The organism is Rhodococcus sp. 15-725-2-2b, assembly GCF_002259075.1.
Taxonomy (GTDB): Bacteria; Actinomycetota; Actinomycetes; order Mycobacteriales; family Mycobacteriaceae; genus Rhodococcoides.
This window is the reverse complement of the sequence record NZ_NPFL01000004.1, coordinates 626,527-643,079: the sequence shown is the minus strand read 5'-3', so window position 1 is coordinate 643,079 and position 16,553 is coordinate 626,527. Positions and strand designations below refer to the sequence as shown.

The following is a 16,553-nucleotide window of genomic DNA, read 5'->3' as shown; positions in this document are numbered from 1 at the left end:
GACCGGCAGCGGGGGGAACGGGGGACCGGCAGCGGGGGATCGGCAGCGAGGGACCGGGGAATCGGCAGCGGAGGGCAGGGCGACAATGGCGGACGTCGACGACCGGTGGCGATGGAGTGACCCCTGTCACGAACCGGCTGACCGGTCGGCTGAAACAAACTTCGAGTTCGTTTCGCGAAAGCGCATGCGCAAGCGCTTGTATGCGTCCTAGGCTCCTGCAATCGAGCGACGCGACCGCGTGGCCAGGGGACAAGGGAGTCCACATGTTCAATCACCGTCGGAAGTCCGCGCTGACGATCGGGACCGTGCTCATGGCCGGTTCGCTCGTGCTGGGTCTGACCGCCTGCAGCAGTTCGGATTCGGACAGCGTCAAGGTCGGGCTCATCACCAAGACGGACTCGAATCCGTACTTCGTGAAGCTTCGCGAGGCAGCACAGGCCAAGGCCGATTCCAGCGGAGCCGAGCTGGTGGCCCTGGCCGGCGCATTCGACGGTGACAACGAAGGACAGGTCGCGGCGATCGAGAACCTGGTCGGCCAGGGTGTGAAGGGAATTCTGATCACCCCGAACTCGTCCACCGGAGTCCTCGACGCGATCAAGAAGGCCCGTGACGCCGGCGTCGTCGTCATCGCCCTCGACACCGCAACCGACCCCGAGGACGCGGTCGACGCCACGTTCGCCACCGACAACAAGGCGGCCGGAGTGAGCCAGGGTGCCTGGGTCAAGGGCACGCTCGGCACCACCGCACCCCAGGTCATCATGCTCGACGGCACCGCGGGCGGCACGGTCGACACCTTCCGTCACGACGGGTTCCTCGAAGGCATGGGTCTGACCGACAGTTCGCCGGAGATCGTGGGCCAGGAGAACACCAACGGTGATCAGACCAAGGCGCAGACCGCCATGGAGAACCTGCTGCAGCGCGCTCCGGGCGTCAACGCTCTCTACACGATCAACGAGCCTGCAGCTGCGGGTGCGTACCAGGCGATCCAGTCCGCCGGTCGCGCCGACCAGATCACCATCGGGTCGATCGACGGTAGCTGCACCGGCATCGCGAATGTGAAGGCCGGCATCATCGGCGCGACGGTGCTGCAGTTCCCCGCGAAGATGGCCGAGCAGGGCGTCGACGCAGTGGTGAAGTTCGCGCAGGACGGCACCAAGCCCAGCGGTTTCAACGACACCGGCTCGCAGCTCGTCACCGACAAGCCCGTTGCCGGAATCGATTCCCAGGACACCGCGTGGGGCGAAGCGAATTGCTGGGGCTGATCGCGAATTCCCGGACCGCCGTCGAGTACGAGGACTGATCAGTGAGTACCGAAACCGCTGCGCCTCCCAAGGCACCGAGCCGGTTCAACGTGGGAACCGTCCTGCGTGAACCGCTGCTCGGGCCGTTGGCCGCGCTCGTCATTGCCATCATCGTGTTCAGCTCTATTTCGAGCTCGTTCCTCAACCCGCAGAACGTCTCTCTGATTCTGCAGCAGTCGGTGGTGGTCGGCATTCTCGCCGTCGGCCAGACACTGATCATTCTCACGTCAGGGATCGATCTGTCGATCGGCGCGGTCGCGGTGATGGGCACCATCGTGATGGCACAGTCGGCCGGGGCGAACGGACCGGTCGTAGCGTTGGGTTCGACGCTTGCCGTGTGCGTGGCGTTCGGCGCGATCAACGGCGGATTGGTGACGGTGCTGAGACTGCCGCCGTTCATCGTCACGCTCGGCACGTTCACCGCGATCCAAGCGGCCACCAGACTGTTGGCCGGATCCGAGACCTATCAGGTCCCGAGCGGGCCGCTGACTTTTCTCGGCACCTCGTTCAAGGTCGGTAGCTTCTCCACCACCTACGGCGTGGTGGTGATGCTGCTGGTGTACGCCGTGATGTGGTACGCGTTGTCCCAAACGTCCTGGGGCAGGCATATTTACGCTGTCGGCGGGAGTCCGCAGGCCTCGGACCGTTCCGGCATCAAGTCCGGTCGCGTGCTGTTCTCGGTCTACATCGTCACCGGCGTCATCGCGGCGATCGCGGCGTGGGCGGCTCTCGGACGAATCCCCAATGCCGACCCGAATGCGTATCAGAACGCCAATCTGGAAACGATCACCGCGGTGGTCATCGGTGGAACCAGCCTGTTCGGTGGCCGCGGTACCGTCATCGGAACTCTCGTCGGAACCCTGATCGTCGGTGTGTTGCGCAACGGTCTCACCCAGGCAGGCGTCGACAGCCTGTACCAGAACATCGCGACCGGCATTCTCGTCATCGTGGCGGTGGCCGTCGATCAATTCGCACGTCGGAGGTCACAGTGAACGCCCCTCTCGCTCTGGAAGCGCGTGGTCTGGTCAAGACCTACGGCAGCGTGACGGCCATCAACGGTGCAGATTTCGAGTTGCGGGCCGGTGAAGTGTTGGCGGTGATCGGCGACAACGGTGCCGGAAAGTCCAGCCTCATCAAAGCTCTGGCCGGGGCTGTCATTCCGGATTCGGGTGAGATCCTGATGAACGGATCGCCGGTGTCGTTCAAGAACACGCGCGACGCACGAGCGGCAGGCATCGAGACGGTCTATCAGGACCTGGCCGTCATTCCGGCGCTCGACATCGCCTCCAACGTCTACCTGGGGCGCGAGATCAAGCGTAAAGGCATCAGCGGCAGTCTCTTTCGACGGCTGGACATGCCGAGGATGCGAGAGGAGTCGTCGAAGCATCTGCAGGACCTCAAGATCGGTATCAAGTCGGTCAACCAGGCGGTCGAGACGCTCTCCGGTGGCCAACGTCAGGGTGTGGCCGTAGCGCGGGCAGCAGCGTTCGGCCGCGGAGTGATCATCATGGACGAGCCGACTGCCGCACTGGGTGTGCGAGAGTCGGGCATGGTGATCGATCTGATTCGCACCATTCGCGACCGCGGCATACCTGTGGTGCTCATCAGCCACGACATGCCGCACGTGTTCGAGGTCGCCGACCGGATCCACATCCACCGCCTCGGCAAGCGGGCGGGCGTGGTCGATCCGAAGAACCGCAGTATGTCCGAGGTGGTCGCGCTCATGACCGGCGCGGAGGAGCCGACCGACGATGAACGCGCCGGGCTCTGAATCGACAAGCCCGGTCGGTGTTTTCGTCGGGCTGGCGACACTCGACGTCATCCATCGAGTGTCGGCAGCGCCGGCACCCAACCAGAAGATCACCTCGAGCGCTCAGTTCGTCGCGGCGGGAGGTCCTGCCGCCAACGCGGCCGTCACCTTTGCCGCGCTCGGCGGGACGGCCGTGCTCGTCACCGCACTCGGAGACGACCCGGTGGCCGCGCTGGTGAAGGCGGACCTGGCTGCGTTCGGCGTCCGCGTGATCGACGCGGCCGCGGGCTCGAGCAGATCGGTGCCCGTCTCGGCGGTGACGGTGATCGAATCGACCGGCGACCGATCGGTCGTCTCGGCCGACGCCGTGAACTCCGACGCCTCGCCGCCCGAGGGGCTGGAGGCCGTCGTCGCCGGTGCCGACGTCGTTCTGGTCGACGGGCACCACCCCCTGATCGCCTGCGCCGCCGCGGAACATGCGGCGGCGCGGGTTACCACGTTGGTCGTGGACGCCGGTCGCTGGAAACCGGTGATGACCGAGCTGATCGAGCACGCCACGGACATGGTGTGCTCGGCGGACTTTCGCGCCCCCGGCACCTCGGACACGGCCGCGAACGCCGCGGAACTCGTTGCATCCGGTGTGCGGACCGTCGTCACCACCCACGGCGGCGAGCCCGTCGAGTGGTGGTCCGAAGGATCGACCGGATCGGTCGATGTGGAGCCGGTCGCGGTGGTCGATACTCTGGGTGCCGGGGATGCGTTCCACGGCGCGTACGCCTACTACTGCACGCAGCCGGGCTCGCTGGCCGAGCGCATCGCCAGTTCGGCTCACGTTGCCGCGCTGCGCTGCTCGGTGATCGGCCCCAGAGCATGGCTACGCGAACTTTCCATCAACGGACTCGAAAGCGACAACGGTGAGCATTGACCAGGACGTACAGGAAGCCACCCTCGACGAACTCGTGGAGCTGGCGCGAAAGCTGGCCGTACCAGGTGAGCGGCGAATACTCGGCCTGACCGGTGCACCGGGTGCCGGAAAATCCACTGTGGCACAGCAACTCGTCGACGCGCTCGGGCCCGAACTCGCGGTACTGGTTCCGATGGACGGATTCCATCTCGCCAACGAGGTGTTGATCGAGCTGGGCCGGCTCGATCGCAAGGGTGCCCACGACACGTTCGACGACGGTGGATACGCGCGGTTGATCGCGGCCGTTCACGATCAGCAGCCCGGTGGTCCGCTCGTGTACGCGCCGAGATTTCGCCGAGAGATCGAGGAGTCGATCGGTTCCTCCATCCCGGTCCCGTCGACTGTTCCGCTGGTCATCACCGAAGGCAACTACCTGCTGATGGAATCCGATGCGTGGCCGGCGGCGCGGGCGATGATCGACGAAGTCTGGTTTCTGGCTCCACACACGAGAGTTCGGCACGAGCGGCTGGTGGCCAGGCACGAGGCCTACGGAAAGTCGCACGAGGACGCGGAGTTCTGGGCACTGGGATCGGACGAACGCAACGCGGAACTGATCGGGTCCACCGCACGACGCGCCGACCGAATCCTGCGGCTGACATGACGATTGCGCAGAACAACGAGACACGACAGCGCTGGGCCGACTGACATGCCCACGATGGACGACGTCGCCCGATTGGCAGGTGTATCGGTATCGACCGTCTCGCACGTGCTCAACGGAACTCGCAACGTCAATGCCGCCACCCGGGAACGCGTCGACGCGGCGATTGCCGAGATCGGATACCGCCGCAACGTCGTCGCTCGATCGCTCGCGGCAGGTCGGACTCACACCGTGGGACTGTCGATCGCCGCGTTGACCAACCCGTATTTCGGAAGCCTGGTCCATGCCGTCGAGCAGCGATTGTCCGAGGCCGGTTACGTCTTGATCCTCGGTGATTCGCACGACGAGCCCAGGTCCGAGCGGAGGGTGACGGACTCGTTGCTCGACCGTCAGGTCGACGGCATGATTCTCGCACCCGCGGCGGGCTCCGAATTCTCGACCATTCCCGAGATCGTCCGCAGTGGAACGCCTCTGGTGTTGATCGACCGGATGCTCGACGTCTCCTGCGATCAGGTGGGTCCGGAGAACGACGCGTCGGCGCACGAGCTCACCACCCACCTCCTCGACGCCGGACACCGACGTATCGCGATCGTGCGCGGCATCGAAGGGATCTCCTCCACGACCGAGCGATTCGACGGCTACGCCCGCGCGCTGGCCGATCGAGGAATCGAACTCGATCCTCGACTGATTCTCGACGGCCGGTCCAACGTCGAGGTGGCCGAGTCTCTGGTGCGTGAGCTGATGTCCGGTCCGGACCGGCCGTCGGCCCTGGTGTCGATGAACAACTCGATGACGATCGGATCGCTGAAAGCTGTTCGAGGCCTAGGTTTGTCGATTCCGGCGGACCTGGCCTTCGTCTGCTATGACGACTTCGAGTGGTCGGACCTGTTCGAGCCTCGGCTCACGGCGGCAGCTCAGGACGTGCAGACCATCGGCCGAACCGCAGCCGACCTGGTTCTCCGGCGCATCGAGGGACACGAGGACGCGCCCCGATCGATCCGAGTACCGACCACCTTCACCCACCGAAATTCCTGCGGCTGCAGTGCACCTCGAGCCGACGTGCCGGCCGCACCCGAAAGATAGGACAGTTCATGCCGATTGCCAGTCCGGACCAGTACGCCGCCATGCTGGATCGCGCCAAGGAGGGCGGGTTCGCCTACCCGTCGATCAACGTCACCGGTTCACAGACACTCAACGCAGCCCTTCAGGGCTTCGCCGAGGCCGAGAGCGACGGGATCATTCAGGTATCGGTGGGCACGGCGCTCTATCTGTCCGGCAATGCGGTGCAGAACCGCTTCGCCGGCTCCAAGGCGCTCGCACAGTACGCCCACGAAGTGGCGCAGCACTATTCGATCTCGGTGGCGCTGCACACCGATCACTGCCCAGCCGAGAATCTGGACGACTGGGTGCGGCCCCTGCTGGCCGACGCCATCGACCGACGCGGACGCGGACTCGACCCGCTCTACCAATCGCACATGTGGGACGGCTCGGCGGTGCCGCTCGACGAAAACCTGCGTGTCGCTCGGGAATTGCTCGATCTGTCGATGCAGGCGAACACGATCCTCGAAATCGAGGTCGGCGTCATCGGCGGCGAGGAGGACGGCGTCTCGCACGAGATCAACGAACAGCTGTACTCGACCGTCGACGATGCTCGGGCCACGATCGCCGCGCTCGGTGCCGGGGAGCGCGGTCGCTACATGACCGCCCTGACCTTCGGCAACGTGCACGGTGTCTACAACCCCGACTCGGTGCACCTACGCCCGGAAATCCTCGCCGAGATCCAGGCCGTCGTCGGAGCCGAGACCGGTAAGGACAACCCATTCGATCTGGTGTTCCACGGTGGATCGGGATCCAGCGCAGAAGATATCGCCTCCGCGGTCGCGAGCGGGGTGATCAAGATGAACATCGACACCGACACCCAATACGCGTTCACCCGGTCCATCGCCGGGCACATGATCAGCAAGTACGACCAAGTCCTCAAGGTCGACGGCGAGTACGGCAACAAGAAGGCCTACGACCCGCGATCGTGGGGCAAGCCGGCCGAGACAGCGATGGCGGCTCGGGTGGTCGAGGCGACGCAGATGCTGGGCTCGGCAGGTCGCACGATGCGCTGAGAATCTTTTTCGTCGAACGTGTCGAAATCTGCGGACCGGTTCCGTCCCAGGGTCGAATGCGGCAAGAATGGTCGCATCGGACGACAGGAGACACCATGGCCAAGTACCTCATGCTCAAGCACTACCGCGGAGCCCCCGAGCCTGCCGACTGGATCCCGATGGACCGGTGGACACCCGCCGAAGTGCGCGATCACATCGAGTTCATGCAGGACTTCGCCGCCGAACTCGAGAAGACCGGCGAATTCGTCGACGCGCAGGCTCTGGCCCCCGAGGGAACGTGGGTGCGCTCGGATGGGGAAGGGAAGCCTCCGGTCACCGATGGCCCGTTCGCGGAGACGAAGGACCTCATCGCAGGCTGGATGGTGATCGACGTCGACTCCTACGAACGCGCGCTCGAGCTGGCAGGGCAGCTGTCGGCAGCGCCCGGTGCCGGTGGGAAGCCGATCGACGAGTGGCTCGAACTGCGTCCGTTCATGGAGGCACCTCCCACCATCGCCGACTGACGACCGTCGTGGATCCACGGATTCTGCGGGAACTGACGCCCGCGGTGATCGGCGTCCTCGTCCACCGCGGAGCAGATTTCGCGGCGGCCGAGGATGCTGTGCAGGAAGCGATGCTCGAGGCGATCTCGACGTGGGTCTCCGAAGCACCGACCGACCCGAAGGGCTGGTTGGTCACTGTTGCCTGGCGGAAATTTCTCGACGCGCAACGCTCCGAGAACGCGCGACGAGCACGTGAGGATCGAGTCGCCGCCCAACCGGATCCCGGCAGTGTCGGCGGCGTCGACGACACGTTGCAGTTGTTCTTCCTGTGCGCGCATCCCTCGCTCGGTCCGGCGGCAGCGGTGGCACTGACTCTGCGTGCCGTCGGGGGATTGACGACGCGGCAGATCGCGCAGGCATACCTGGTGCCGGAGAAGACCATGGCGCAACGCATCAGCCGAGCCAAGCGCACGGTGCGCGACGTGCGTTTCGACGCCCCCGGTGATGTGGGGACGGTACGACGGGTGCTGTATCTCGTCTTCAACGAGGGGTACAGCGGGGACATCGATCCGGCGGCCGAGGCGATTCGGTTGACCCGGCAGCTGGCCAGGTTGTCCGACGACGAGGAAACGGCCGGACTGTTGGCGCTGATGCTGCTTCACCACGCACGCCGTTCGGCCAGGACAGGGCCCGACGGTCACCTCGTTCCTCTCGCCGAGCAGGATCGATCTCGTTGGGATACAACGCTGATCGCGGAGGGAGTGCAGATTCTGCAGACTGCGCTCGCCCGAGATCGGTTGGGAGAGTTCCAGGCGCAGGCGGCCATCGCCGCCCTGCACGCCGACGCGTCGCGTGTGGAGGAGACCGACTGGGTGCAGATCGTCGAGTGGTACGACGAGTTGCTCGCTCTCACAGGCAGTTCCGTCGTGCGGCTCAATCGAGCGGTGGCGATCGGGGAGGCCGACGGTCCGGCGGCGGGGCTTGCGGCACTGGGCGAGGTCGATTCGGCCGTCCCGCGGCACACAGCGGCGGCCGCGTACCTGCACGAGAAGTCCGGCGATCTGCAGCGTGCCGCCGAGTTGTACGTGCAGGCAGCCGAGAGGGCGTCGTCGATGTCCGAGCGGCACCACCTGACGCTGCAGGCCGCGCGGATCCGGGCCGAGTGAGCCCCCTGGGAGCAAGCGAACGGACCGATCGGTTTCGTAATCCGATCGTTAGCGGTAGGAAGCGGAATTCGTGCGACCCTCGTGTGGTGCTGATGTTGCGTGTGGGGCAGAAGAGGAAGAAGCGGACTCGATCCGCTGCGGTCGTGGCGGCCGCGGCGGTAGCGTCGATGCTGATGACCGGAGCGTCGGTGCAGGCGCTGCCGGGGAACACGGGGTCGGCCGACGCGGCTGCGGGCGCCGTCGGCATCCATCAGGTGTCGGCGACCCGAGCGGTACTGAACGTGTTCTCCCCGTCCATGAATCGCGTCGTATCCAACGAGGTGCTGCATTCCCCCGACGACGGACCAGCCCCCACTCTCGTGCTGCTCAACGGCGCGCTCGGCAACGAGGACGGCGTGGGCTGGCTCAACAATTCCGGCGTCGAGAAGTTCTTCCTCGACAAGAAGGTCACCGTGGTGGCACCGATCGGTGGCCGGTTCAGTTTCTACACCGACTGGCAGACAACGGATCCGGTGCTCGGCAGCAACAAGTGGCAGACCTACCTCACCCGCGAACTGCCCGCCGCAGTCGACGCAGCCTACGGATCGACCGGCAGGCGCGGCGTGGCAGGGCTGTCGATGAGTGGTGGTCCGGCACTCGACCTCGCGATCCAGGCCCCGGACGTGTTCGACGCGGCCGCGTCCTTCAGTGGATGTCCGGCACCGTCCACTCCGCTTGCCACGGCGGGTATATCGGCGATGATCGCCGGCGGACTCAACAATCCCTTCAATATGTGGGGGCTACCGGGAAGCCAGGGATGGCGCGATCACGACCCATCGCTCAACGTCGAGCGGCTGCGCGGAACCGCGGTGTACGTCAGTTCGTCCCGCGGACTCCCGGGGCCTGTCGATCGCATTCCCGAAGGCGCGATCCCGCCCTTCGGAGGGATGGCGGTCGAAGCGATGGTCAACCACTGCACGTCGATCTTCGTCGACGCTCTGCGCCGAGCCGACGTGCCGGCGACGGTGTCCATGCGCGAGGAGGGCGCGCACACCTGGCCGTTGTTCGAGGATCAGCTACGCGAGGCGTGGTTCACCACGCTGGCACCTGCTCTGGGAACCAGGTGATTGCGCCGACACCGGCGCGGGTACGCGTCGGTGGATAACACCGACGAAGGGACGACTCGAACATGTCGAAGGACGAATTGCACAAGGGCGACAAGGTCGAATGGCAGACCCACGGAACGAAGACCGAGGGCGAAGTGGTGGAGAAGATCACCTCCGATACCGAAGCCGCAGGCCGGACCGTGAAGGCGTCGAAGGACGACCCGCAGTACCGGGTCGAGAGCGACAAGTCGGGTAAGGACGCGGTGCACAAGCCGGACGCGCTCGACAAGAAGGACTGACGACACCCGGCTCTTTCGATGCACCCGAGTGCACGGCCTCGGGTGCATCGGAGGATCTCAGGCCTGAGGCACCGAACGTTCTGCGCCCCAACTCCGTTCGATGTAGCCTCGAATCCGCTCGATGTCTGCGGCCGGGATTCTCTCCGGCTCGCCGTGTTCGAGTGGATCGGTGTGGAAGATGTAGAGCCGTGAGGCGAACTGGTCGAACGGCAGCGAACCTTCGCCTGCGCGTTCGCCGTTGCCCGCCGTACCCACCACGACGCCGTCGCCCCAGTCCTGCCCGCTGTCGTTGTTCGGGTTGAAGAAGTACACCCGCATGACACCGTCGGGGTCTGCGGACACCCGCAGAATCGTGATGGCGTGCCATCCCACATACCGTGCCGCACTGTCGGTTACGGCCACACCGGCCGGTTGTGGATGGATCAACGGTTGGTGCCCGTTGTATTCCGGGTGGTACGCGGCGTAGAACTGCCGCAGGAAGACGTCCAGGTCCACGAGATTGCCGGTCGCGACGTCGACGTCGATGTGGAATTCGCGTGCCGACCACCAGCCGTGGAACTCGGGGTTGACCCAGCGGTGCGGATCACCGGGACGATCGGCGCAACGGCGGACCATCTCGGCGTAGATGCGGTCGAGGTGCGGAACCAACAACAACGACGCGGGATCGAGGTCAACCGGATCGGACGTGGCGACGCCGCTGACGCTCTCGGTCGACGAGATCGACTGCCCCTCGAAGTGCATGACGATCTCCTCGTCACGCGCCGCCCACACCACCATCTGCAGCAAGTAGTCGGGATCGTTGTAGGCCCACATCGACAACGCCCGCGCCGACTGACACGTCGGGTTGTCCCCCTGGCCGACGCCCAGGGGCTGCCCGAGCATCGAGAGCAAACCCCCGAGCAAGCGTGACTCCGGCGCGGGGACGGGCCCGAACGAGGTGATCAGTCGCTCCCGCACCGCGGGAGCGAGTTTCAGCGAGATCTGGCGCCACAGGGACGGCACGATCGGCGGCTGATGCAGAATTCCCCGATCGAGCAGCAGCGCCAATCCGTAGAGGCACTGCGCGGTCTCGGGATACACCGTCTCCTCGATGAGGCGATGAACCAGTTCGGGATACCGCGTCAGGCAGGTCCGGCCGGTATCGGACAGACCGAGCGCCTCGGGCAGAACATACGAGTAATGGTCGACGAGATACTGCGTCAGCGTCGCGTGGTACGGCGAGACCAGACCGGTGTCGTGCATGGCCCGCGCGAATCCACGGGCCTCGAACTGCAATGCCTCGACGTCCATCGCCTCGAGCCGAGACCGGTACACCTCGACGCCCGGGTCCTCGCGGCAGGCATCGGTGGTGCCGAACAGCGCCGTGATCAATCGATCGAGGCCCTGCCCGGAGTTGCCGAGGTCCACGGTCGGGTCGTCGCGATAGATGGCGATGCGCGTGACCATCGCCTTGATGGTGTCCACCTGAATCGGACGCTGGCGCAGAATCCGCCAGATCTCCTCGACCAACTCGTCGAGCACGCTGTCGTACCCGATCTGCTGCGCGACGTAGCCGAACAGATCACGAATCAGATGCGCGGTGCGGCCCAATCGAACTCGCTCCGACTCCGACGGCGGTGTGAAGAGCACGTCGAGGTTGAGTGCGAGAACCTGCGAGAGAAATCGTCGAGCCTCCTCGGCGGTCACGGCCGGATGCTCGTACTCACCCGCGACGATCGCGATCATGCGCAGTTCGCTGGTCGCCTCGAGCACCACGGTGTCGTCGTTGCCGCTGCGCAGGCTCGGCCCCACGAACGCCGGGACGAGAATGTCCGGCTGGGCCCAGTCGGTACCTGCGAACAGTCCGGCCTGCTCGAGCATCGCGGCGCGTTCGCGAATTGCGCTGCAACCGCCAGGCTGCAACAACACTCGATGCAGGCCGTCGAGAACCCGTCGCACCTTGGTGTTCTTGCTGAACTCGGGTGCTCCGGCCAGCGCCTCGGTGGCGTGGTCCAGCTGGGCCAGCCGTGACACCAGAGCCTTGTCGACCGGTGCAGAGTCGTTCATCGTCTGCGTCGATGGTTCGTGGTCGTTGCCGAGTTGCTGCTTCACACGTAGAAGTCCAGTTCTTCCTGTTGCCTGAGCAGATCACGCATTCGGTACGGGTCCTCGCCGAAGAAGTACAGCAGGCCCCAGTGAGTACCGAATGCTGTTCTCTTGGTGACGGTTTCCTCGACCGGAGCGGACAGGTCGTTGGTCTCGTAGTAGTCGTCGTCTGCGGTGACATCGGGGATGACGAGATCGCTGACGACGCGTCGCCGCGGGTAGACGCCGAAGCACCCGGCGTGACCGGTGGCGTCGACCACCTCCTTCGGGAAGAAGGCGTCGATCTCCTCCTCGGTGGTTTTCGGGTCGAACGCCAATGCCAAGCCCTGGTAGGCGTTGAATCCGTAGGCTCGCTCCAGCAGCTCGAACACCTTGAAACCCGGTGGCCGGTAAGCCACTTCACCGAAGTACATTTCACCGTCACTGGTCACGAAGTACTCGGGGTGAATGAATCCGAACTCGATGTCGAAGGTCTTGATCAGCTTCTCGATCTGCACCGTGATCTGCTCGCGGTACTTCTCCAGCTCGGGTGTCGCAGGAACGAACACCGAGTAGCCGAGCGTGACGTACTCCGAGATGTTGAGAAACTTGATCTTGCCGTTGTGAATCCATGCTTCGACAGCGAACTCCCAGCCGTCGAGGTGAGATTCCATCAGCGCCGGAAATTCCTCGTCGGGAATGGAGTCGACCTCGTCAGGGGTGCGAATGACGCGGTGGCCCAGGCAACCGGCCTTGTCGAAAGCCTTGACATGAATCGGGTCGTTGGGATCGCCGTCGAGCTTGAGTAGCGTTTGGTTGACACGTTTGAGGAATCGAATGACGTCCTCACGGTCGTGGGCTTCCTCGAAGATGCCCACCCGAATGCCGCCGAGCTGAGCACGGCGCTTCATCAAGGACTTGTCGCGCAACAGCATTGCCTGACCGAACAGGCGTGGGTTGCCGAGCAACACCGAATTGATGGCGCCGGCCCACTCCACTGTCTCCTCGTAGAGCGGGATCGCGACGTCCACGCCTTTGCTCTGCAGTGTTTCGGCGATCTCGAGCGAGCGATCGTTGAGTCGCTCGAAGTTCCACGGTAGGTACGGAATGTCGTGCTCGGTGCAGTACGCCTCGGCCCACTCCGGGGCAACGACGACGTAGCGCCGATCGAACTTGTCCAGTGCTTCCACCGCGGCCAAACTCCACCCCAGCAGGGCCACGAAACCCTTGTTCGGGTCTTTCTCCAGCCTGTCTGGCTGAGCCATGAAGTTCCTTCCCCTTGATGATTCATCGGTCGAGGTCCTTCGCTCCACCGTACAGAGGCGCTGGTCGGCAATTCCGAGCGGTGTTGAACTGGGCTTATGCGACGACGTCGTATCGGAATCAGCCTCCCGACTTTCCCGCCGGCGTAGGCGTTCTGTTCTATGGTCGTCGGGTGGGTGCGCGACAGACCGGATGGCAAGTCCCCGCTTTGTGGTGGCGACGCGGCGAGGCGTTCCACGGACGGAGTCCGCAACCTCGATCCACCCGGCCGAGAGCCAGCACGAAGGCGGCAGTCACAGCGGTGGCTGCGAAGGAAGCCGCTATCGACGACCTGCTTGTTCGAACCGCCGGACGTTTCGGCGAAACAGTCGACCATCCCGAGTCGAATTCGGAGCTGTCGGCGGCCGCGCACGCGTTCGTCGACGGACGGTTCTCGGGCACCGGTGTGACCCCTACCGGTGCTGCTGTGACTCTTACGGTCGTCACCGATCAGCCGGAGCACAAGATGCGAGTTCCATTCGTGGACTTCGTCATCGGCCGCTTCGGCGCGGTATTCGCTGCGGAGATGCTCGCCGAGGCCGTAGGCGTGGAGTTGGTGACCCGCGAACTCGTACCGGATCGATCGCGTACCCGGCACTCACTCGGCGTGCGAGATCCCGACGACCTTCGCAATGTCGTGTTCGGAGATTCGGCGAGCAGGGTGCGCACGGCGTTGGCTGCCCTCCCCGCCGACGACTATGCGAACGCGGTGGACAGGCTCGCGCCGCAGCGTGGCGCGCGAATCGGGTGCAATCTGTTGACGTCGTTCCTGTTCCCGACCCAGCACGAGTGGGTTGCTGCGGACATCGCGCGGTCGCAGACCGTCCACCGCTATTACCGGAGCTACTGCTATTACCTCTTGGCCAGCGTCGACTCGGTCGAGTCGGTCGAGAAAATTCTCGCGCTCGAAGAAACCCGAGATCATGCGATCTGGTCCACCGGGATGAGCATGAACTTCGTATACGCACTGTGTGCGAATATCGGACCGGGTGTCGAGCCCTTCGTAGCCGAGTTGTTCGAGGGCAACCTGTCTGCCCAGCACAAGAAATGGTGTGCCGGGATACTCGGTGAGATAGACACGGACTCGGGATTCGAGCACTTGGTGTCTCGGCTGGGTAGCAAGTACATCGAGCCCGCCGTGATCGAGGCGATAGCACGATCGCCCGAGCGAGCCGCGCGGTTGCTGGCCGACGCCTCCGGGCCGGAGGCGGAGCGGCTGCGCCGGGATCTGGAGCACGTTCATCCGGAGTCCGCGATGCGCAAGCGGGTATCCGGAACAACGCTCGAATCGTCGGATGTCCCTGCGCTGCTGCGTGATCCACCGTGGCTCGACCGCGCCGAATCCATGGATCGCGGAGACGTCCGAGAGCAGGTATTTCGTCTCGAAAGTCCCCCAGCGCCGCTGCGTGTGGCATGGCGGGGAGACGAGCAGCGACAGTGGGCCGAGGCCATCGACGTCTATGTGCCCTATCTCGGGCGCCGGGATTGGCCGGAGGTGGTCGCCGCGTTCGGTCGAGGCACAGGTTTCTGGTCGTTGCACGAGATCTCGTACGCTCCGGAACATCTGCTGCGTCCGGTGCTGTCGTACGCCCCGACGCCGCGTTACGCGTATCGAGGTGCCATCTCGTTGGGCCGACTGTTGGCCCGATTCGAAGGCGATGCACTCGATTTCGTGCTTCGTGCCGTCCTCGCTGCACCGGCCGGTCAGGCGCAGGTGTTACTGCCCGTCGTCGGGGGACAACTGACGACGACAATGCTCGAATGGCTCGGCAAGAAGTCGCTCAGACCGGTCGCGTTCGAATGGTTCGATCGCCACATCGACAGTGCAACATCGGATCTGGTTCCTCTTGCTCTCGGCCGTACCGGACCGAGCCGAACCCTTGCCCGACGCGCACTGTGCACTCTTGCGCGACGCGGACATCGAGACGCCGTGGTCGCTGCTGGACGGTCGTACGGGGCGCCGGCTGATGCGGCGATAGTAGATATCGTCGACGCAGATCCACTTCTGGACCTGCCGCGGCACATTCCGGTCATCCCGGACTGGCTGGACCCGGCGTTGCTCCCCCCGTTGACGTTGCAGGGAGAGCGCGCACAGCTGCCGTCCGACGCGATCCGCACGATCTGCACCATGTTCTCGCTGTCACGAATGGACGAGGTGTACGCCGGCGTCGATATCGTTCGTGAACTCGTCGGCCATCCCGAACTCGCGAAGTTCGTCTGGGACATGTTCGAGAGGTGGTTGCGGGCGGGCGCTCCGGAAGCGCAGAGCTGGACTCTCGACGCCCTCGGGATAGTGGGTGACGACGACACTGCGCGGCAATTGACCCCGCTGATCAGGACCTGGCCGCTTCAGTCGGCGCACCGACGCGCGGCGATGGGACTCGAGGCCCTCGCCATGATCGGGAGCGACGCCGCGCTCGGACACCTGTGGTCGATCTCGCAGTCGCTCCGGTTTCCTGCTCTTCGCGCCAAGGCCGACAAACTGATTCACCGAATCGCCGACGAGCTGAATCTGACGCCTCTCGAACTTGCCGACCGATTGGTGCCGAACCTGGGGCTCGATGCGGACGGTACGACGACCTTCGATTACGGAGACCGAACCTTCACCCTCACGTTCGATCACGAGCTTCGAATAGTGGTCGAAGACAACGACGGTAGGGTCCGAGACCGGGTACCGAGGCCCGGCCGCACCGATTCCGACGGTGCGCGCGAGGAATACCGTCGGTACACCGACCTGAGGAAGGATCTCGAGGGGGTGCGCACCGAACTCGTTTCTCGGTTCGAGAAAGCCATGGTGAACCAGCGGCGCTGGACCCTGTCGCAGGTTCGGACCCATCTCGTCGGGCATCCGTTGACCTGGCATCTGTGCAGTGCTCTGGTGTGGTCGACGACGGACGGACGATACTTCCGATTTTCCGAGCTGCGTCGCCCCGTGGGCCCGGACGGCCGCGATATCGAGGTCGCAGACGGCGATCTTGTTGTCGTGGCCCACCCGGCAACGATGGGCGACTCGCTCGGCAGCTGGACCTTCATGCCGGAACAGGCTTTCGAGCAGGTCCGACGGGAGGTCTTCAGGACGGATGTCGCCGCCGAGATGGCAGCACTCAAGGGTCGCAAGACGACTACCGATCAGCTGCTCGCGCTGGGTGAAAGAGGATGGAAGCGTGAGGATCCGCAAGACAAGGGTGCCCAGATCTCGCTGAACAAGCGTCTGGATTCCACGACGGCGGTGATCATGGCGTTTCCCGGCTTCAATGTGTCGAATCCGAGAATGTGGGGCGAACAGAAGATCGTCCACGTCTTTCACAGTGGACTCGAATTGTCGGTGATTGCGGCATCGGAACTGCTCCGTGATCTGGCGATGCTCGAGACCGAGCCGATTCGAGGCGACGAACCCGACCTTCGAGGTGAACCGTGATTGTCCGTAC

Annotated in this window: 14 protein-coding genes; 12 read left to right on the top strand and 2 right to left on the bottom strand. The window is 64.6% G+C overall.

Annotation, left to right across the window (positions count from 1 at the left end; all coding sequences use genetic code 11):
- Positions 1-263: 263 nt before the first annotated feature.
- The 11 genes from CH306_RS04760 to CH306_RS04710 all read left to right on the top strand — a co-directional run bounded on the left by CH306_RS04760 (position 264) and on the right by CH306_RS04710 (position 9,759).
- Entirely contained in the window at positions 264-1,262 is a 999-nt protein-coding gene (locus CH306_RS04760) for a substrate-binding domain-containing protein (protein ID WP_094645780.1), read from the top strand.
- A gap of 41 nt (positions 1,263-1,303) precedes the next feature.
- Positions 1,304-2,293, top strand: coding sequence for an ABC transporter permease (locus CH306_RS04755; RefSeq protein WP_032396007.1), 990 nt, complete (start codon positions 1,304-1,306; stop codon positions 2,291-2,293).
- Positions 2,290-3,072 (top strand): ATP-binding cassette domain-containing protein, encoded by a 783-nt coding sequence (locus CH306_RS04750; protein WP_032396006.1) that lies wholly within the window; start codon positions 2,290-2,292, stop codon positions 3,070-3,072. Before CH306_RS04755 ends, CH306_RS04750 begins: the two co-directional genes overlap by 4 nt.
- On the top strand, positions 3,053-3,976 hold the full coding sequence (locus CH306_RS04745) for a PfkB family carbohydrate kinase (protein WP_094645779.1): 924 nt from the start codon (positions 3,053-3,055) through the stop codon (positions 3,974-3,976). Before CH306_RS04750 ends, CH306_RS04745 begins: the two co-directional genes overlap by 20 nt.
- Positions 3,966-4,616: a nucleoside/nucleotide kinase family protein gene (locus tag CH306_RS04740; RefSeq protein WP_032396004.1), complete on the top strand. Its 651-nt coding sequence runs from the start codon at positions 3,966-3,968 to the stop codon at positions 4,614-4,616. The genes CH306_RS04745 and CH306_RS04740 overlap by 11 nt, the downstream gene beginning before the upstream one ends.
- A 45-nt stretch (positions 4,617-4,661) precedes the next feature.
- The gene (locus tag CH306_RS04735) at positions 4,662-5,696 is read left to right on the top strand and encodes a LacI family DNA-binding transcriptional regulator (RefSeq protein WP_094645778.1); all 1,035 of its coding nucleotides are present in this window, start codon (positions 4,662-4,664) and stop codon (positions 5,694-5,696) included.
- Between the two features lie 8 nt (positions 5,697-5,704).
- The gene (gene fbaA, locus CH306_RS04730) at positions 5,705-6,727 is read left to right on the top strand and encodes a class II fructose-bisphosphate aldolase (protein ID WP_032396002.1); all 1,023 of its coding nucleotides are present in this window, start codon (positions 5,705-5,707) and stop codon (positions 6,725-6,727) included.
- Between the two features lie 95 nt (positions 6,728-6,822).
- Positions 6,823-7,230: a YciI family protein gene (locus CH306_RS04725; protein WP_045196792.1), complete on the top strand. Its 408-nt coding sequence runs from the start codon at positions 6,823-6,825 to the stop codon at positions 7,228-7,230.
- Between the two features lie 8 nt (positions 7,231-7,238).
- Positions 7,239-8,375, top strand: a complete 1,137-nt coding sequence (locus CH306_RS04720) for an RNA polymerase sigma factor (protein ID WP_094645849.1) — start codon at positions 7,239-7,241, stop codon at positions 8,373-8,375.
- Positions 8,376-8,467: 92 nt separating this feature from the next.
- Positions 8,468-9,481, top strand: a complete 1,014-nt coding sequence (locus CH306_RS04715; protein ID WP_230596878.1) for an alpha/beta hydrolase — start codon at positions 8,468-8,470, stop codon at positions 9,479-9,481.
- 62 nt (positions 9,482-9,543) lie between these two features.
- Complete coding sequence (locus CH306_RS04710) at positions 9,544-9,759, top strand: DUF2945 domain-containing protein (RefSeq protein WP_032395999.1); 216 nt, start codon at positions 9,544-9,546, stop codon at positions 9,757-9,759.
- 57 nt (positions 9,760-9,816) lie between these two features.
- On the opposite strand, the gene CH306_RS04705 is transcribed toward CH306_RS04710, so the two are convergent.
- On the bottom strand, positions 9,817-11,805 hold the full coding sequence (locus CH306_RS04705; protein WP_094645848.1) for a hypothetical protein: 1,989 nt from the start codon (positions 11,803-11,805) through the stop codon (positions 9,817-9,819).
- 41 nt (positions 11,806-11,846) lie between these two features.
- A complete protein-coding gene (locus tag CH306_RS04700) occupies positions 11,847-13,088 on the bottom strand; it encodes an ATP-grasp domain-containing protein (RefSeq protein WP_094645777.1) in 1,242 nt (413 codons plus the stop codon).
- A gap of 299 nt (positions 13,089-13,387) precedes the next feature.
- Between CH306_RS04700 and CH306_RS04695 the strand changes: the two genes are divergently transcribed.
- Positions 13,388-16,543 (top strand): DUF4132 domain-containing protein, encoded by a 3,156-nt coding sequence (locus CH306_RS04695; protein ID WP_179272983.1) that lies wholly within the window; start codon positions 13,388-13,390, stop codon positions 16,541-16,543.
- Positions 16,544-16,553: the final 10 nt, after the last annotated feature.